At 69.0% G+C, this 17727-nt stretch carries 17 protein-coding genes and 3 pseudogenes; 9 read left to right on the top strand and 11 right to left on the bottom strand.

Annotation, left to right across the window (positions count from 1 at the left end):
- Positions 1–72: 72 nt before the first annotated feature.
- From HET64_RS15275 to HET64_RS15260, 3 genes are all read right to left on the bottom strand, one after another.
- Complete coding sequence (locus HET64_RS15275) at positions 73–462, bottom strand: toxin Doc (RefSeq protein WP_215105821.1); 390 nt, start codon at positions 460–462, stop codon at positions 73–75.
- A gap of 414 nt (positions 463–876) precedes the next feature.
- Positions 877–1455: a helix-turn-helix domain-containing protein gene (locus HET64_RS39645; RefSeq protein ID WP_215105815.1), complete on the bottom strand. Its 579-nt coding sequence runs from the start codon at positions 1453–1455 to the stop codon at positions 877–879.
- The gene (locus tag HET64_RS15260) at positions 1430–1690 is read right to left on the bottom strand and encodes a hypothetical protein (RefSeq protein ID WP_251145344.1); all 261 of its coding nucleotides are present in this window, start codon (positions 1688–1690) and stop codon (positions 1430–1432) included. The genes HET64_RS39645 and HET64_RS15260 overlap by 26 nt, the downstream gene beginning before the upstream one ends.
- Positions 1691–1847: 157 nt before the next feature.
- Here HET64_RS15260 and HET64_RS15255 point away from each other — a divergent pair, with 157 nt between their 5' ends.
- Positions 1848–2390, top strand: a complete 543-nt coding sequence (locus tag HET64_RS15255; protein WP_215105811.1) for a DUF6368 family protein — start codon at positions 1848–1850, stop codon at positions 2388–2390.
- A gap of 25 nt (positions 2391–2415) precedes the next feature.
- On the opposite strand, the pseudogene HET64_RS15250 reads toward HET64_RS15255, so the two are convergent.
- Both HET64_RS15250 and HET64_RS15245 read right to left on the bottom strand, forming a co-directional pair.
- A pseudogene (locus HET64_RS15250) lies at positions 2416–2883 on the bottom strand (transposase); the annotation flags it as partial.
- A 513-nt stretch (positions 2884–3396) separates the two neighbouring features.
- A complete protein-coding gene (locus HET64_RS15245) occupies positions 3397–3993 on the bottom strand; it encodes a dihydrofolate reductase family protein (RefSeq protein WP_215105809.1) in 597 nt (198 codons plus the stop codon).
- Between the two features lie 315 nt (positions 3994–4308).
- Here HET64_RS15245 and HET64_RS15240 point away from each other — a divergent pair, with 315 nt between their 5' ends.
- The 3 genes from HET64_RS15240 to HET64_RS15235 all read left to right on the top strand — a co-directional run bounded on the left by HET64_RS15240 (position 4309) and on the right by HET64_RS15235 (position 6245).
- Positions 4309–4896, top strand: coding sequence for an SMI1/KNR4 family protein (locus HET64_RS15240; protein ID WP_215105807.1), 588 nt, complete (start codon positions 4309–4311; stop codon positions 4894–4896).
- Positions 4897–5157: 261 nt separating this feature from the next.
- Positions 5158–5661, top strand: a complete 504-nt coding sequence (locus tag HET64_RS39020) for a hypothetical protein (protein WP_251145343.1) — start codon at positions 5158–5160, stop codon at positions 5659–5661.
- Between the two features lie 77 nt (positions 5662–5738).
- On the top strand, positions 5739–6245 hold the full coding sequence (locus HET64_RS15235) for a hypothetical protein (RefSeq protein ID WP_251145342.1): 507 nt from the start codon (positions 5739–5741) through the stop codon (positions 6243–6245).
- Positions 6246–6486: 241 nt separating this feature from the next.
- Here HET64_RS15235 and HET64_RS15230 read toward each other — a convergent pair whose 3' ends face one another.
- The gene (locus tag HET64_RS15230) at positions 6487–7005 is read right to left on the bottom strand and encodes a hypothetical protein (RefSeq protein ID WP_215105805.1); all 519 of its coding nucleotides are present in this window, start codon (positions 7003–7005) and stop codon (positions 6487–6489) included.
- A 206-nt stretch (positions 7006–7211) separates the two neighbouring features.
- Between HET64_RS15230 and HET64_RS15225 the strand changes: the two genes are divergently transcribed.
- On the top strand, positions 7212–7754 hold the full coding sequence (locus tag HET64_RS15225) for a hypothetical protein (protein WP_215105803.1): 543 nt from the start codon (positions 7212–7214) through the stop codon (positions 7752–7754).
- 41 nt (positions 7755–7795) lie between these two features.
- Positions 7796–8044, top strand: a complete 249-nt coding sequence (locus HET64_RS15220) for a hypothetical protein (protein ID WP_215105823.1) — start codon at positions 7796–7798, stop codon at positions 8042–8044.
- A 25-nt stretch (positions 8045–8069) separates the two neighbouring features.
- Here HET64_RS15220 and HET64_RS15215 read toward each other — a convergent pair whose 3' ends face one another.
- On the bottom strand, positions 8070–8219 hold the full coding sequence (locus HET64_RS15215) for a hypothetical protein (RefSeq protein WP_215105801.1): 150 nt from the start codon (positions 8217–8219) through the stop codon (positions 8070–8072).
- Positions 8220–8559: 340 nt separating this feature from the next.
- On the opposite strand from HET64_RS15215, the gene HET64_RS39640 reads away from it, so the two are divergent.
- A complete protein-coding gene (locus HET64_RS39640) occupies positions 8560–8985 on the top strand; it encodes a DUF6233 domain-containing protein (protein WP_285801872.1) in 426 nt (141 codons plus the stop codon).
- A gap of 1069 nt (positions 8986–10054) precedes the next feature.
- Here HET64_RS39640 and HET64_RS15210 read toward each other — a convergent pair.
- On the bottom strand, positions 10055–10729 hold the full coding sequence (locus tag HET64_RS15210; protein WP_215105799.1) for an SUMF1/EgtB/PvdO family nonheme iron enzyme: 675 nt from the start codon (positions 10727–10729) through the stop codon (positions 10055–10057).
- Positions 10730–11718: 989 nt separating this feature from the next.
- Positions 11719–11891, bottom strand: a pseudogene (locus HET64_RS15205) (hypothetical protein); the annotation flags it as partial.
- A gap of 233 nt (positions 11892–12124) precedes the next feature.
- Here HET64_RS15205 and HET64_RS15200 point away from each other — a divergent pair.
- Entirely contained in the window at positions 12125–13540 is a 1416-nt protein-coding gene (locus HET64_RS15200; RefSeq protein WP_251145340.1) for a hypothetical protein, read from the top strand.
- 132 nt (positions 13541–13672) lie between these two features.
- On the opposite strand, the gene HET64_RS15195 is transcribed toward HET64_RS15200, so the two are convergent.
- Positions 13673–14230: an XRE family transcriptional regulator gene (locus tag HET64_RS15195; RefSeq protein WP_215105797.1), complete on the bottom strand. Its 558-nt coding sequence runs from the start codon at positions 14228–14230 to the stop codon at positions 13673–13675.
- Positions 14231–14245: 15 nt separating this feature from the next.
- The gene (locus HET64_RS15190; RefSeq protein WP_215105795.1) at positions 14246–16477 is read right to left on the bottom strand and encodes a helix-turn-helix transcriptional regulator; all 2232 of its coding nucleotides are present in this window, start codon (positions 16475–16477) and stop codon (positions 14246–14248) included.
- A 655-nt stretch (positions 16478–17132) separates the two neighbouring features.
- Here HET64_RS15190 and HET64_RS15185 point away from each other — a divergent pair.
- Positions 17133–17667: pseudogene (locus HET64_RS15185) on the top strand (HAD family hydrolase).
- Positions 17668–17727: the final 60 nt, after the last annotated feature.

Raw genomic sequence — 17727 nt, 5'->3', positions numbered from 1 at the left:
GGAGGGAGGGAAGGTGCAGGGTGAAGCCCATCCCGGGATTCAGGACGCCACGACCATGCCGAGATCGGTATGTCAGTCCGCTTCTGTGGGCGTGCGCCAGGAGCGCAGCCGGTCGGCGCCGTCGTAGACGGTCAGGCGCAGGGCCTGGATGTCCATAGTCAGGTCGCGCCAGGACTCGTAGGCCGCGTTCACCGACTCGCCGGAAGCCTCGATGTAGGCCGCGGCGACGCCGTACCCGAACAGCTTGCTGCGGACCGGGAGCGGGCGCAGCAGCACGATCTGCTCCAGCAGCGCTGCCGCCCGCCAGAAGGCGTCGGGGGCGGTCTCGTCCAGGCTGGGTGTGTTGACCCTGTGCCGGGCGACGGCGGCGACCAGGGCGGAGTGGTCCCGCACGGTCAGTTCCTTGCCGAGGAGTTCCTCCTGGCGCCCGAGGAGCCAGCGGATGTCGACGTGGAGGTCCAAGACGTCAGGCACCCGGTGCTGAGGAAGGCCGCCGAAATCTCGGTCGAAGGCTTCCGCGAACCCCGGGCGCGTTATGCCGGCCCGGAAGGAACCCGTGGCGCGCCTCAGCGCGAGCTGGTTCTCCTCCTCCATAGCCAGTTCGGCGAGATACCCCTTCACGGTCTGGCCGCGAGCAGCGGCGACGGCAGCGAACCGGTCCCGCGTCTCCATGTCGATCTTGACGGTGGTATCAGCCATAAGGCCAGCACACTCAGACGGATACCACTTGAATACCTGAGCGGTCGGCCCGGCACAACGGGCCAGAGCGTATGGCCGGTCGCGGCTGGTGGACAGGGACTACCGGGAAGGGGCTCCAGCGAACTGCTTCCTCAGCCGGAGACCGACCTCCGGGCAGACTCGACACGCCCCGCCGGATCACCGACCGCTCCGAGGTGGGGGAACCTTCGGCTGGAGCTCCCACAGCGGGCGCCACCCGCTTCCCCACGTGGCGTCGCGTGCGGTGCTCTTGTCGTACGTGTCCTGGTGGTGTCGGACCTGAATGTGATGCTCGGCGGACCAGGCTGCCAGGGGGTCGATGGCGGAGAGCAGGGACGCGCCGAGGCCGGTGAGGGAGTACTCGACGCGGGGTGGCAATTCCGGGTGGGACGTGTGGTCGGCCAGGCCGCTGCGCTGGAGCCGCTTGAGGGTAAGGGTGAGCATCCGGCGAGAGATGGCCGGGATGGTCGTGTCGAGATCGGAGTACCGGGCATCGCCGACCGCCAGGGCGCCGATGACCAGCATGCTCCATTTGTCCCCGACCAGGTCGAGGGTCTCGCGGAGGAAGTCCGGGTCCTGCTCGTCCCAGCGTCCGCATGGCCCGGCCAGGCGCAGGACATTGTCCCGCGCCTGGCGGGCGCCATGCCGCTGTGGGCTGCCAGGCGGTCGAGGTCGGTGACCGACCACTCCCCCACGCCCCGCCGTCCGGGCCTTACATGACGCGGACCCGGAGCACATAGCGTGCGCCGGACCGGATCGCCTCCGCCTGCTCCCGCAGATCCGCTTCGGTGAACCCCAGCAGTGCCTCATCCGCGGCCCGGCGCAGCAGCGGCAGGATCTCCAGGACGGGCTTTCCCCGGTAGGCGCCGACCAGTTCGGCGAACGCCTCCCGGTATCGGCGACGAGCGCGGGCGCCGGTGCTGTCGGTGAAAAGCCGTCCCAGGGCCGTGCTGCTCACGCTGATCTCGCCCATGTGCCCGCTCCGCTCGCTCACCGACCCGGACCCCCCGATACCTGCCTTCGACGGTTTGGCTCTATTCACCAGTTGTGGCTCTGGCTCAACTTCTGTGGTGCGTGCACGCTGAGTAATCAGGTGGGGAGGACGGTCCTGGCTGGTTAGGCTCCGAGCCATGAGCGGACCGGTGTTGGTGATCGAGTTGGCGGAGGCCGTCCCTCGCGCGGCGATCCAGGGGCTCCGCGACCTTCTGGTTCGCGCCTCGGCACGGTTTGAGGAGAAGCGGATCGGCGAGTACGACCTGAACATTCACGCGGAGAGCCTCAGCATCTCGGACACCGGAGGCGTCGACGGACGGCGGCCTGTCCTGGTCTCCGTGATGGGGCCCGGCATCGGCGACGAGTCCGTCTTCGAGGCCGAGCACGCCGACGAAGTCGATCAGGAGCCTCTCATCGGCTTCACGCCGACCCACGCCGTCGATGTCGTCGCCTTCTGCAACCGTCCAGTCGACCACGTCGTCACGGCCCTGTTGACCGCCGCCGTCATGGACGTGGTCGGTGGCGTCGTCAACGCCGAACTAAGGGAGGACCAGGTGCCCATGGTGGCCGGCCTTCCCGGCGTCATCGCCACGATGACCGATCCATGGCCTGCCGCGTATGGTTCGGCGGAGTTCCTCAGAGCATGGGCTCAGCAGCCCGGCTTCCGGCTGCTGAAGTGACGTAGCCGGAACTCGGCCAGCCGGCTCAGGCGAGTGGTACCCGCTTGCGCAACAGCCTGAAGCCCGCACGGCCGAATGTCTGGCGCTTGAGCATCTTGATCCGGTTGACGTGTCCTTCCACGACGCCTGAGTTCCAGGGCAGGGTCAGGCCGGCAATGACGGCGTCGCGGTCGATGCCCGCTGCGAGGGTGTGGAGGCTGGGCAGGTCGTCAGGCCGAACGGCGTCGAGCCAGTCGGGCAGGCGCACGCCCTGGCGCTCGGTGAGCATGGTCGCGAAGGAGCGGACGTGCCCGGTGAGGGCGTCGAGTTCGGAGCAGTGCGTCCGGACGGCCTTGAGCTGGAGTTGCTCGGTCTCGGTGAGGGTTTCCGGATGGCGGAGGATCCATTCGGCGACGGTCCGGGGCGAAGGCGGCCGGGCGGTCACCGGCCACGGTGAAGTGCGCTTTTCGTGCAGGTAGGCGCGAACGCGCTGGTAGCTGCCCTTGTAGCCGACGACGGACCCTCAGCTGGAGAACAACGCTTGCTCCACCGCTCGGCGCATCAGCGGGAAAGCGCAGGTAGGAGCCATGAATCCGGTTCGACCAGACCTCGCACGCCGGGCAAGCGGCACCGTTCGCCGTGCATTCCGCGTCGACGCGCCCTCTCGATGTTGACGTCCACCGACAGCACCGCGACGTCCGCGACCGACGGGAACAAGAGCTCCTCACATACGGCTCGAAGGAGCTCGGATGTCACTCGGAGCGGCAGCTTCACAGAAGCTGAGCCAGAACCCGAGTTTCGACAGCACTGGGGTGCTTGCCAGGGCAGCGTCGCGATGTTCTCCGGGAAAGGTCCTGATCATGCTCAGAGCCGTAGGTCGCGCCCTCGCGAGCCAGCTCGGGCGCCCCCGCGCTGCTCGCCTCGGGTGCAGCCGTCCACGGCCTTGGCGCCGCGGCACGGCGGCGCTTGCGTGACCCTCTGAGCGCGCCCGCGCCCGGCCTCCACAAGCGCCGCTCGTCCGGAGCGTTCAGCTGCCGACGCGCGTGTACGTGAGGAACACCGCGCCGCTCTTGAGGGCGGTGTGGTCTGCGAGTTTCCAGGTGCGCGGGTCGAAGGCAGCCTTGCGGGAGAACAGCGGGATCCCGTCGCCGATGGTCAGCGGGCCGAGTTTGAGGATGAGCGTGTCGATCTCGGCGTACAGGGAGCCCGCGAGTTCGGCGCCGCCCAGGAGCCAGATGTCCTTGCCGTCCTGCTGCTTGAGTTCGCGCACGGTCGCCACCGGGTCGTCGGCGACCAGTTCGACGGCCGGGTCCGGGCTCTCGGTCAGGGTCCGGGAAAACACCAGGTGACGCAGGTGGGGGTAGGCGTCGGTGATGCCGGCCGCAAGACCGATCTCATAGCTGCGCCGCCCCTCCAGCACGGTGTCGAAGTGCGTGCCCTCCGCCGTGACGGACAAAGCCTGCCGGGCCTGGACGGGCAGCGTCTCCGGGTACTCGGCCACGAGGTGCTGTATGTAGTCCTCCGGTATGGGCCAGAAGCCGTTGGGACCGGTGGGGTCCCCGCCGTCCGGGCCCGCGATGAAGCCATCGAGGGTGGTGGCGATGTAGTGGACGAGTCTGCGCATGCCGGGTCCCTTCCGTTGGTCACGCTGTCGCACTACGGCCCGGCACTGCCGGATGGCATGCCGAGGTGCGAAGCCGCTAAGTGATCATGGCATCCGCCCACCCGGCGCGGGCACCGTGCCGTCAAATCTCGGGTTCTGGCACACATTCCGTGAATCATCACGCGGAGTGACGTTTGTCGGGCGGGCGGGGCCTCGGGAAGCTGCTCGAACGCCAGACGCTCGGCCAGGCCGGCTTCGCTCTCATGAGAAAGAGAGTTCTTCTGGGCAGTTGGCTACAGCCACCCATAGGGTGACGAGGACGAGAGAAGATGCACCATGGATCCCCGCATACCCCGCCTGCGTCGCAAGCTGGCCGCGATCCCGTTCCAACCGCTGCGCAGTCACTCCTTCGGAGAAGAACAACACGAGTTCCGTCCCGGTCCGAAGCTGGCAGAGGCACGCGTCGCTGCGTTCGAGGCCGAGCACGACATCGCGCTGCCCGACGCCTACCGGCAGTTCCTCACGCACATCGGCGGCTCAGGCGCGGCGCCGTTCTACGGCCTCATGCCGCTGAAGCAGTGTTCCCTGCTGGTCATGAACCCGCGTGAGGAACCGCTAGCACCCCGTGGATTCGACGACGCAGAACCTGGGTGTCACGGACGCGACCTCTTCCTCCACATCATCGAAATGGGCTGCACCGACGTATGCGTCATCGCGGTAACCGGTCCTCTCACCGGCCGCGTCCTCATCGGCAACAGCGACGGGTTCTGGGGCCCCAACGTCTCCTCCGCCACCGACTTCCTCGACTGGTACGAACGCTGGCTCAACCACATGAGCGCCGGACGCGACAACCGGGCCCTGGAACTCACCTCACCCCAGCTTCGCGCCCACCCCGCCAGGCATCGCCCAGCACCGAATATTTGACTCTCCGTAACCACTCCACGGAAAGTGAGCCAGAACCAAATCTCGTGAACATTCGCCCGCGCGCCAGAGTTCAACTGCTGCCCGAGCCAGCCGACGAACGCTGTCACTTGAAGGGCTCTGGCTCAACTTCTGTGGTGCCGGCTCGGCGATCAGTTCACTGGGACTCAGAACGATGGAAACCAGCAGGTCGGTCCATCCGTCCGACGCAGGCATAGGCGCCTACGGTGCAGCTCCACAGAAGTTGAGCCAGAACCACTACTGGTGAACAAAGCCACCCGCCTCACCACCCTGCGCCTGCTCCAGCGCACCGGCGAAACCACCCTCTACCGCGTCAACCCGCGCTTCTTCTTCGCGCAGAACCCCGACCTCGCCCAGCTCGCCGTCGAGCCCCTCAAACCCCCGACGTCCAGCCCGATGCCCGCGCCGGCCGACCCCGCCGCGCATCCGCCACCGACGCCCAACGCCGCCGACGGGTCCGTCCCGTGTCCTAACGCACGGGGGCACACAGGCCGGACGGGAGCCCTTGCCTGGGCAAGGGTCCGCACCGGTCAACACCGCCGATGCTCTGCCGTGCTCGCACGGGTGACCTGGGAGCGTGTCGACGAACTGCCCGCGGCCGCGTCAGGCGAAGCTCCGGGCATGAAGAAGGTAAACCTCTGGGTTCCGGACAATCGGTTGGACATCTCCGCTCTCGGTGTCGAGTTCGCGGGCCTGCCCGTCGCCAGCGCATCAGTCGATTTGGTAACTGCTGGTCAGGGGACCTGAAAGAGCTTAAAGAGTGCCTGACCGAATGGTTCACCGACGACGCGTCGTGGTGCCGGATCGGCGACGACATCCACTCCGTGACCGAAGGGGCGATCGAAACCCGGCTGACTCCCCGAACCGGTGCCACCGGCTGGCATGCGGAGTCCGTCCACGTCGCGGGCTGGCGGACTCCCGAAGGTGCGCGCATTCCCGCCGGATACCGGTGGCAGTACACCAGGTATGCCGACCGCCGGCACGAGACCCGCGAGTCCTGCCTCCAGGAAGGAGACCTGCGTGAAGCGGCGGCCAAGGACGGAGCAGCAGGCGTCGACAAGCTGGTGCGGCACCAGCAGGCGCAGCTCACCAAGTGGTACGACGCCCTGGACGAGTTCATCTCCTCGGTGCACGCCACCGAGGCTCTTCCCGGCTGGGTCGCCCCGGTCGTCGGAGATGAACTCAAGGACTGGCACCGGACCCGCGAGTTCCTGACGAGCGCCGTCATGAAGTATCACCATGGCGACGTCGCACCCCGCCCCGACACCGTCTTCGCCACCCTGGGCTTCGAATTCTCGACAACCAGGTTCGAGCTGGCGCCAGACCACTAGTTCGCGAAGAGGCGACGATCGGCCAGATCCTGCTCAGGAGGGCATGGAGCACCTTCCCACTGCCATGCGGAAGGTCGATCTCGGCATCCATTACTTCGGCGCTGCACCTGTGAAGTGCAACGCCGAAGTGTTCGCGGTCGGAGCCCGGCCCGGTCGACGGCCTGGACGACGTCACGGTCGCCACACAGCTGCACAACGAGCCCGGCCCACCAGAACTACGCCGACCACCGCTCCTGCTCCGTCAGCTCTCCGAGGTTTCCATGGACTCGAAGATCTCGCGCATGAGCTCGTCGATGGTTCCCGGCTTGTCGGCCAGGGAGTCGAACAGGTCGGCGAGCAGCCACAGCACGAAGCCGTGGACCATGGCTTCCTTCGGCGGGATCGTCCCGAACCGGTCGCGCCAGGCCACGGTGTCCATGCCCATCGCGGCGGCCATGAGGACTCCGGTCACCATCGGCACTTGCTCCGGGTCGGCCATCTCGAAGGAGGGCAGCCGACGGATCACGGCAGGAATGAGGTCGTTCAGCGGATCGAGCTGCTCCCCGCCCCCGGGCGGCTCCGCGATCAGATACCCGGTCAGCACCCCCACCAGGAACACCGTGCCCCGCGAGACTTCCTCACGCCCGACGGAGTCCATCACGTCCTTCAGCCGCTGCTGCGCCTGCTGGCGCTCCTCGGTGGGCGTCCGCTTCTCCAGGACACGGTAGGTATCCCACGCCGCACGGACCGCCTCATCCACCACTACGCCGTCGCTGCTCATGAAGGCGACCGTAGGCGAGACGACTTCATCCGCGAAAACCGGCACCGGTGCCACGACAGCCCCGCCCTGTGAGGCATATGAACCGCACAGGGCGTTTCCCCAGGTGGAAGCGCTGAGCCATGAGGGTGCGAGCCTGTGAGACAGGGCTCCCACCCATGCTTCCGCACGCTCTGTTCGGGTCCGGCGCCACGGAGGGCGATGGAGTCATGGGCGAGAACAACGAGGACCAGGACGACGTCGCCGAACTAGCGCGGCCGACGCTGACCACGACACAGGCCCGGGACATGGCAGCCGGGCTGCGCGCGGCGATGGACGACGTCCGGCGCTCCGTGGCGGTGCTCGCCGCCCGGGTCTGCGCCGCGCACGCCGCAAAGGTCTGGCTCCCTCTGGGCTTCACCTCGTGGGAGTCGTACTGCGCCACAGAGTTCGGCATCGGCCGTGCCCAGGCGTACCAGCTGCTCGACGTCGCCCACACCTTGGCCGCGCTCCACGACGCCGTCGCCGCCGACCCCGGAACGTCTCGCACGCGAGACAGCAACCCGGCCGCCGCGGCCGCGCTCGACTACGGCCTGTCCCAGCGCTCCCTGATCGCCGTCTCCAGCCGTACGGACACCGGTGCGCAGTTCTTGAATCACCCGCCGACCCGCCGCGCTCGCCCACAGCGGCCTCCAAGCCCTCGAGGAACCGACCGTGCGCGCCGACGTCCGGCCCGCTCGCCTGGCTCGCCACGGAGCTGCCCGAGGCGATAGAGACCGCGACGTCCTCCCGGGACCCGGAGGACTGTGACGGCATGGACCCAGACGGTGTGATGGCCGACGGCACGGGCGGCGTCGACGAGGAAACCCGCAGCACGCTGGCGGCCGTGCCGTGCGCGGACCAGGACGCACTCCGGCTCACCCCGGACCAGCAGATCCGGCTCGTCGCGGCGGCCTCAGTGGTCACGGGGGCGGCACGGCTGCTCGCCGAAGACCCGGGCACGGCCATCACGACCGGTGAGCTGTCCTGGATCTGGGCCCTCCTGGACCACGCCCTCGCCTGAAGCGCGGCAGCTCAGCTGCTCGGTGTCACTGGCTCAGCAGTGCGCTCAGGGCGATGAAGACGGCGACGCACAAGGTCAGGGCCGGAATGGCGCTCGGATACGCGTACGCGATGTGGCCGACGAGCCCGGTGCCTACGAGTGCCAGGACGAGCTGCTGCGTGCGGTTGTCGGGCATGGGATGCCTCCTGTGTCGGCCTGAACGGCCACCGTCGGTATGGGTCGTCCCAGAAGAAAGCGATGTGCCTGCCCACCCGCCGGGGGCGGGGAGCTGGGGAGCCAGGGCGAACAGCAGACCGGCTTATCAGCTCAAATGAGCCCCATAACAGGATCAAATGACCGTAGAAAGGAAGGAAGCGGCTTGCCGCTTTATGGTTGAGAAGGTCGAAGGGAAGCAGAAACTCGACCTGCACCGACCACTCAAGTGACACAGGTCCAGCCACCGAAGTGCCGCAGATTCAAGCCACTTGGGCATGAATTGATGGCTCCGTGAGCCCGGCCGACATTGGGATCCGAACATGCGATCCGGCCTGGTGTCAGCCGCCAGCGACGGTGCACAGCATCAGCGCCACGGTCAGAACCCTGGCCTGCGTCTCCGGCTTCACCCTCCTCGAAGAAGCCCTCCACTCCCACCGGAACACCCCAGACGCCGCCGACACCCTGATCGGCGGCGTCGCCGGATCCGTCGCCGCCAGCCACATCACCCTGCTCCACAGCCCCCGGCCGCCGCCCGGACTGCTCGGCCGCGCCGCACGCCGGCGTCCGACTGGGGTACCTCTTCTGTCGGTATCGGGGCGCCCGTCGCTGAGATCCATCGGGGCGACTGCTTCGCCGGAGGCAGGGCGATGCAGCCGGTCAGTGCGGAGCGGGCCCGCGCCGAACTGGCCGACGGGGTCCAGGCCTGCGGGGTGTGCCGCCCGGACAAGGTCCTCAACCGGCCGTGACCGACTCCGAGGCACTTGCTCGACCGGCTCCCGGGCACCGGGATCCGGTCATTGCTTCCGGGGCATGTGCGGCCTGTGAGGGCCTGACCCCCTATCCGTGAGCGGGGGTCACCTTCTTGGGGTTCCTCTTCGATCAGATCGTGGCACTGCCCAAAAAGGTCATACCGGCTATTCGCTCCGTGCGCGCCGTTCGCGACGAGATCAAGCGAAGCGATAGCAGGTAACCGATGGCCGCGCCGCACGACCCCCGGCCTACGGCGCGGCCAAACCGTCCTTCAGTTCCGGCGACCTGGATAGGGTCGGGGCAGTCCGTGCCGTATGGGTGCGCGGGACAGGTCCGGGTCCCCGGAGGACGGCTCGGACCCCTGGTGCGGTGGCCCACGCACCAGCACCAGGCGCATGTACCGCGCTGGTGTCAGCGATGACACGGCAGCGGTACCCGCCCCGTGTCAGTGACGGCACATCAGGCCCCGCCGCCCGGCGAGCACGGCCAGGACCAGGACGTGGAAATGGCCGGCACCCCCAGTCCGCTCCGGGGGAGCGGGTGGCACGGGTGCCCGCCGACCCCAAAGCACCGCCAGCACGCCGGCCGCACCTTGCCCGGTGAGGGTAGCCAAGCCAGTAGCCGTCATCTCGTGCACACCTTCGCGGACCTCTCCGCACAGCAGGGGATACAGCTCCAGTCCTACCCCAACGCCGGCCACCACAAATCCGTCGGCCACCCGGCCCGGTCAGCTCCCCGGGCGCGCGGACGCCGCTGTTCGACGGCGAGCAGGTCGACGCCTCCCTGACCGGCGCCCCGGTCCCGCCGCTGCGGTCCGGGGACGACGACCAGGACCACGACGACGATGACCTCCTGGACCGCCGGGAGGCCGCCCGCCCATCTCCTCGGCGTCGTCCCGGACTCCTGGCGCGTCTACAAGCGCGCCCCGCTGCTCACCGAGCACGGGCGGCGACCGGGACGCGGCCGGCGAAGCGTCTGTCGGTCGTCCGGGCCGGTCAGCTCAGCAGGGCAGCCGTGAACGTCCTGCGGCGGTCCACGAGCCGGTCCCAGCGCACACGACGTAAATCAGCGCACGACGGAACGCGCCACGCGGAATCCCACGTCGTCGACCTGGAAAGTCGGGTGGCTGCGGCGTCGCGCGGAGGCGCGGCAACTCCAGTGCTCATCGAACCAGCCACCGCCACGGAGCACCCGGTAGGCGCCATAGACCTCTGCGTCGTAGACGTCCCAGCACCAGTCCCAGACGTTGCCGAGCATGTCGTAGAGCCCCCACGAGTTGGGGCGTCTGCCGCCTACCTCGTGGATGTGCTCGTGCGAGTTACCGCGGTGCCAGCCGATCTCGTCGAGATTTCCGTAGCGCGGCCCGGTCGTCCCGGCGCGGCAGGCGTACTCCCACTCGGCTTCGGTCGGCAGTCGATACCCGTCGGCGGACGCGTCCCACTCGATGTCTTCGACCTCGGCACGGAAATGGTACGTGGGCGTGAGGCCGGCGCGCTGGGACAGGGCATTGCAGAACCGCGCCGCGTCCCACCAGGACACGCACTCGACAGGCAACTGGTCCCCGGGGGTGGTACTCGGCCGCAGGCCCGTGATCTGTGCGTACAACGCCTGGGTGACCGGGGTCGCCGCGAGCCGGTAGGGCGCAAGCTCAACCGACCAACTGCGCTGTGTCCGCCGGTCCGACAGCGTCACCTGCCCCGGCGGGATGGCAATCATCTCGTTCCCCGTCATCACGTCCATGATCAGGCGATCCTAACGAGAGCCTCGCTCGCGCGGAGAGCACCAGGGACGTGGCGATCTTGGCCGGCGGCGTCGGCTCCGGTCAGGAGCGCGCCTCGGGCCGCACCGGCCCGGTTGGCCGTGCTGAGTACCGCCAGGCCGCCGACGACAGCTGTTCCGGCGGTCCAGTTGGGGTCGGAGTCGGTCATCATCCGAGGTCAGTTCCTGCTGTGGGGTCGCCTGTCCCGGCCTGGCGGAGCATTGCTTGATCACCTATCGAGGCAATCTCTTGGTTCGGAGAAGGCACCCCTCACGTGATCTGGCGCCGCATCGGCACCCACGAAAGTGTCCCCTCGCGCAGCCGGGGCCGGGGCCGTCAGCGAGCAGAGCGCGGTGCGCTGGTGATCACGAGAGCTCCGTACTTCTCGGCCCTGCGGATCTTGTGCAGTGTCGGCCAGGGGGACGTGGAGCAGCCTGCCCCCGTCGAAGAGCGCGTACTGGTTAGTACGGGGTGCCCAGGGTTCCGTCGCTCCAGCGAGCGACGTCAGGGAGCGTGAGTTCCACCGACGGCTCCCGTCACGCTGAGTGCCCACCGATGCAGTGGCCTCCGCTGTGTGGACTCCTGGAGCCTGCCGGCAGTGAGCTGAACCCCCGTCACCGCGCATCGGGCCGCATTCCGGAAGATCCACCGGTCCTCCGCGTCACCCTGCTCAACTGCCGTGCGCAGTAGGGCGGTCCTTCACATCGGGGTGCCCAGGTTTGGGGAACACCGGCCGGGCAGGCGAGATGAGCGCGGATGTTCCTGAACCCTCGGCGTACCCGGGCCTGGGTGAACCGGCCGGAGGTCGTGGGTCTCTCCCAGGGCCGAAGGTAGTCCGCGGCAAGCGGACGGGCGGGCGAATCGGAGCCGGGTGCGAGCGCCGATCAGGATCCAGGTCCAGCCGTCCGCCACCACGGGAACACGGAGCTTCGGAGTGGTCCAGCCCAGAGGCTGCCTCGCAAAGCGGAAGGTCGTCGCCCTCCGCATCGCTCTTGGACCCGGCGTTCGGGCCGTCCACAACCCGCAGGGACCCGGGCAGGTATGCCGCCCCTGCGGGATGACGTCGGTGAGAACGGGGTCCTCCGCCGCACCCTCGCCCTCGTTCTTGGCGGTGACCCGGTAGGTGACAGCGCCCCCGACCTCCTGACACGTTGTCCGATGGCGTCATCGCGATCGCTACACCCCTCCTCGCACTGGACGACCGGGGCAGCCGGGAGCCGAAGGCGGTCTTGACCCGGTTCCCCTCCTCACTCAGCTTCTGACGCGCGGGGCACGGTGCCGAGCGGCGGCCCTCAGCGATCACGGGCCCTATTTCACGCGCCCTACCCGAACCTCGCGTTCTACGATCACCTGATACGACTGCTGGAGGGGTGGGAATGCGCGAGGACATCGAGGGCAAGGCAGCGACACGGCTCGCGGGAGGTACACCGCTTCACAGCGCGCTCGACATCGCCGACCCCGGTGACTGGCTGGCGCTGGACGCAGGAGTGCGTGAGGTGGCCTGGAACCGCCCACAGTTCCTGCCGGGGTATGAGCACTCCACCCCGCTGCCCGCCGACCTGACTCAGCTCGGTGAGTCTCGGCTCGCACTCGCCCTCTGCCACCCTGACGGGCGGATCCGTCAGGAGGCTGTGCGTCTGTCGGTTCGATACCCCGGTCTGCTGCCGTTGGTCGTGATCCGCTGCGCCGATTGGGTCGAACCGGTGCGCGAGCAGGCCCGGCAGCTGCTGCGCGAGGCCCTGGACGTCGGCTCTGCCCTCGACCTCGCGCCGCTCGTTCTCCGCGTCGGCCGCCGCGACAGAGGTACCTTCGGCGTCGAGGTACTTGGCGAGATCCTGCGCCAGACATCCCACAGGCAGCTCTCCGCTCTCTTCGCCGACCCCGACCGCATCGTCCGGCGGTTCGCGTACCGGGTGGCCATCGAGGGCCGCCTGCTCCGTCCCGCTGAGCTGGCCCGTGCCGCCGCTCTGGACCAGGACACCGTGGTCCAGGACCTGTGCGCCACAGCCGCGCTCACAGCTCCGGCGGATGAGGATGCCTACGAGCAGGTGCTGTCTCCCCTGTTGTCCGCACGCAACCCACGTACCCGTTCGGCCGGCGTCACCGCGTTGAGACCTGCGGGGCGGTCACAGCAGGCCGAACTGTTCCTCAGTGACCGTTCCGCGCTCGTGCGTGCGTGTGCCCGGTACGTCGTACGACAGCTGCAAGGTGATCCGGCGGCCTGGTATCGGGAACGGTGCACAACTCCAGGTGCCCCCGATTTGTTGCCCGGTACGGTCATCGGGCTGGCCGAGTGCGGGAACCGCGCGGACGCCGGGCTGCTGCGGCCGCTGCTCGTGCACCCGGTGGCCGGGGTACGGGCGCGAGCGGTGGCGGGGCTGCGGGCACTGGACTGCGTGGATGCGAAGGAGCTGTGGCCGCTCCTCGACGACCCTGCCGCCGAGGTCGTCCGCGAGACCGCCACCGCTCTGCTGCCCTCGGCCAGAGAACTGCCCGCCGACTGGCTATGGGAGCGCACCAGCTCCGAACGGCCGCGGCACGTCCGCGTCGGCGCGTTCCGGCTGCTTGACGCGCGCGGAGGCGTCGTGGCGCTACGGGCGGCGGTCGGTCTGTTCGAGGACCCGGATATCAAGCTGCGCACCTGGGCCGGACAATCGGTGCAGCGCTGGCGTCCCTCGCCGGACGGGCGGCGCGGCGACGCTGAGGTGGGTGAACTGCTCGACCGGAGCCGACACCTCTTCAGCGACTACGTGCTGCGCCGACGTAAATGGGAAGCCGGCGTAGACGGCTGAGAGCGCACAGCGGTCCAGAACTCCGTCCAGAACTCACCGTCCGGTGGCCTTGGTGACAGCACGCCCGCCTCGATGACAGCTATTGTGCTTCGGCTCGACCGGCCGGATTCGCCCGCTGTTCGGGCACCGTCCCTACAGGCCGAACTCGAGGTGTTCGATGTCCGTGAACCGGACCTCTTCCAGGCTTCCGGCACGGCGGCCGTCGTCCTGGAAGTACACCTCCTTGAGTGCCTCCGCGGCGAGCTCCTGGAGCTGCTGCTCGGTGGCACCCTGCTCCTGGGCGTCGAAGAGGCGGGCCGCGTACTGCGGGGGCAGGGCGACGGTCAGGTGCCGGACGCGGTCCTGGTCCGTCGACCCGATCGGCGCGGTGTAGCCGAGCCGGGCCCGGGTGTCGATGACGATGCCGTCGGTGGTCGCCGCCTTCTTCCGGGCCTTCGCCCGGATCTGCGGCTGCCACCGCTTCTTCACCTCGCGCTCCAGACGCGCGGCGAGGTCCGGACGCGGCTTCCTGATCTGGTCCTTCACGTACCGCTCGACGGTGCGCTGGGAGACCCGCAGCATCCGGGCGACCGCCTTGGTGCCTCCGAGCTGCTTGACCAGGTAGCGCATCTGCGTTCCCGCGTTCTTCGGTGCCGGGCGGGTGAACGCCTTCTGCACCGCCTTCTCCAGGCCGTCCCCGATCAGGCTCATCGTCGCCTCCTTCTCCTACTCTCCGTTGTCGACGTCGGTGACGGTGCCGTCCTTGATGTACCGGGCAAGGTTGAGCTCCGGCGCGTTGAACCGCTCGCGGACCTCCTCACCCCACAGGACACTCTGGGTGCCCTCGTGCTTGACCAGGCCCGGGTTGATGCCGAGCTTGAAGCCGCCGGGCAGCGGCTTGCCGTCCCGGTAGGGCAGGAAGTCCAGCGGGCTCGTCCCGTTGGCGGCGTAGACGACGCAGTCGGACAGGATGGCGACCGGGTACTGCCCGGTGAACGCCGCGTGCTTGACGATCTTGCGGTGCAGGTTGATCCGGGTGCGGGAGATGACCGCCGCGCGCATGTCCGGCCGCCAGGTCGGGCGGGACAGGGCGCGCCACGGCTCCCCCGGCCGCCACCCCTCACCCCGGGGGCGCTCGCGCAGCTTGCCCAGGCCGCCCTTCACCGTCGCCTTGACCGCCGAGACGACGATCGCCAACTCCGGGTCACGCTCCTTGTAGCCGTCCATTGCGGCGAGGAAGCCGGCCGGCGCCAGGTCGGCGTCCACGCCGAGGTCGGTGATCGTGGCGAGGAAGGCGTCGCGCAGCCGGTTGTACCAGCCGTCCAGGTAGCGGCCGCATTCGTGCCGGACGTACGCCTCGAGCGGCGCGACGTCGTAACCGAGCTCCATCGCGTACGCCACGGTCGGTGTCGCGTACCAGGCCGGCCCCTCGGGGCGCTCGCCCTTCGGCGTGAACGGGGAGGGCAGCAGACTCGCGTCCAGGTCCGCCCATTTGTCCTTGCCGATCCTCACCCTCGACAGATCCACATGGGACAGGTCGACCAGCCAGGAGCCGGGCAGCTTCGGGTCGAACAGCGGGTTCTTGACGTGTGTCGGCGCGCCGAGCCCGACGGTCAGGCCGTTGGCACCGGCGGCGAAAGCCATGTTCACGTCGATGCCGACCAGGTGCCGCAGGGTGCACTCGGCATCGGTCATCGGCCGCGCCCAGTCGTACGCCTCCTCGAACAGCTTCTCGCCCGGGCCGCGGACGTGGAAGCGCGGCAGGTCCTTCAGGAGAGGGTGCCCGTCGGGGGCCTCGCACGGCGCGCAGTCCACCGGGTCCTTGCCCAGGCTGCCGGGATTGTGTTCGGAGTGCCGCTTGCCCGTCACGTCCGGCTCGGAGGCCCGGGTCGGGGGATGCAGGGCGGTCATCAGTTCCAGACCGGTGACAGCGGTCGATCCGCGCGGGGTCATCACCCGCGATGCGTACACGCCCAGCACACGGGCAAGCTCCGCGGGCGCCAGCTGCCCGGCCAAGCCCCAGTGCCGGGTGTCCAGCGCGTTCCACGAAGGGACGCACAGCTGCACGCAAGCACGCTCCGAACCGGTGGCGGGACGGTAGATCCGCGCCCACGGGCCGAACCCCCGCTTCGTCAGCTTCCAGTCGGCGCGGGTCAGCTGCTTGATGACCTTGTGGCCCTCCGCGATCCGCCCGGCGAGCCGTTCCTCGTCGGTGAGGGCGACGGGCAGACCGTAGCGCTCCAGTGCGGCCTCGGTGAGCACGAGCAGCGGATCGGCGTCCTTGCCCGGACCACTGAGCTTGGGCTGCCCCAGCTTCGCCTCGCGCAGGGTCCAATCCACCAAGGACGGGATGGACTTGGCGGGCACGTCCAGGACCAGGCCGCCGGCGCAGTACGCCACCACCTGGCCGTCGGCGACGTCGACGACCGCCAGCGGGCCGTTCTCGAACCGCGGATCAGCACCGCCCGCCGGAGTGCCGGCCGTAGCCGCCTGCTGCGCACCCGGGCGGCGCGACGGCGTCGTCGATGTCGGTCTGCTGGGGCGCGCCGGACGCGGCACGGCCACCGGAGCAGCGGAGTAGGGAGCAGAGGCAGGGGCCTGGGCGTGCTCGGTTGCCGTCACTCCGGCAGCCTCGGGCGCCGGGCTGCTGGGCAGGGGCTGCGCTTCCGCCGGGGCGGATGCGGCGGTGACCGTGGCCGGCGCCGGGGCGTCAGGGGCGGCGGGGTACAGCTCCGCGAGCTTGTCCAGGAGCCGGGCGTAGGCATCGCGCTCCGGAGGGCGGGGCTCGGTCTTGCCGGACTCCCACCCGGACACCGTGGCACGGCGGACCTTCAGCGCGGTGGCGACCTCGTCGATCGTCAGACCGTGCGCGGCACGCAACCTCTTGCGCTCCGCCGGGGGCGGCAGCGTGGCGCGGGACGCGAGTAGCGCGTCGACCGCGTCGAACAACTCCGACATGGAACACCTCCTGACAACACCCTATCTGATAGAGCGTACGTCGTGCGTACAACATGCGTACGTTTCGCGCATGAATGGCGTACTGATGCCATGCTGGTCCTGGGCCCCGCACCACATCGATGGAGGATCAGTTGGCCGCATCGAAGATTGCGCGGTCCACCGAAGATCAAGTGAGCGCAAGAGTACGTACAAGGGGAGGGCCAGTTCCCCTGCCTCTTGGCCCTCCTCAACCATGAAGCGGCGGGTCGGACGCGACTGCCCGCTTCGTCTCCCCTGCTCCCCACCCCTGCGAGTAGACAGGTACATCGCGCGCTTGCAGGACGGGCCCACCCGGGCCCCTCGCACCGGACCGTCCCACAGATGGTGGAGTCGGCGAGGGTCTCGGGCCGCGCCCCCATCGGGCGCGGGGCCCAGTCGGCAGGTACGGGCCGCACCACCGGCTTCGTGGCCGTGCTCGAATCATCACCTCGACGGCGCACATCGTTGGGCCGGTTGGCTGCCGATCGATTCCTCACAGGCCCGCCGGCACGTGGTCCACGCACCGCACGCGGTGGCCCCGGTCCGGGCCGGTGCCCGCTTCGGACGCGGACACCTTGCCGAACGCCCCGAGGTCACCGCTGTCGCATGACGGGGACCGCCCCTCTGTCGTGCGGGCATGATCCAACCAATTGAACTCGTCATATTCGACTGCGAACGGCGTGTTGGTCGACAGCGAACGCATGGCGGTGCCCGTGGACGCACTCGTCCTGGCCGAGGAGTTCAAGCCCCTCTACCACGATGCGCTCGCCGCCGAACTCACCCCCGTCGAGGGCATCGTCAACGCCCTCGACGCGCTCACGCATCTCCCCACCTGCGTGGCATCCAGCGGGAGCCACGACAAGATGCGTTTCACCCTGGGGATCACCGGTCTCCGCCCACGCTTCGAAGGCCGCATCTTCAGCGCCACCGAGGTCGAGCACGGCAAACCGGCCCCGGACCTCTTCCTCCACGCCGCACGGCGGATGGGGATCGCACCCGAGGCATGCGCCGTGGTCGAGGACAGCCAGTACAGTCTCCAAGCAGCCCGAGCCGCAGGCATGCGCGCCTTCGCCTACGACGGGCGAACGACTCCCGTGGGCCGACTCGAAGGACCCGGCACCGTCGTCTTCGACGACATGCGCAGACTCCCCGGCCTCCTCGCGGATCAGTGACGATCGCCTGATCGCTCAACGCCATCATCCACAGGAACGGGTACCCCTCACGATCAGCTC

Origin of the sequence: Streptomyces sp. McG3, assembly GCF_018619185.1 — a bacterium.
Classification (GTDB): domain Bacteria; phylum Actinomycetota; class Actinomycetes; order Streptomycetales; family Streptomycetaceae; genus Streptomyces.
Note: the sequence above shows the minus strand (reverse complement) of the source record. Positions and strands in the feature narration are given on the sequence as shown.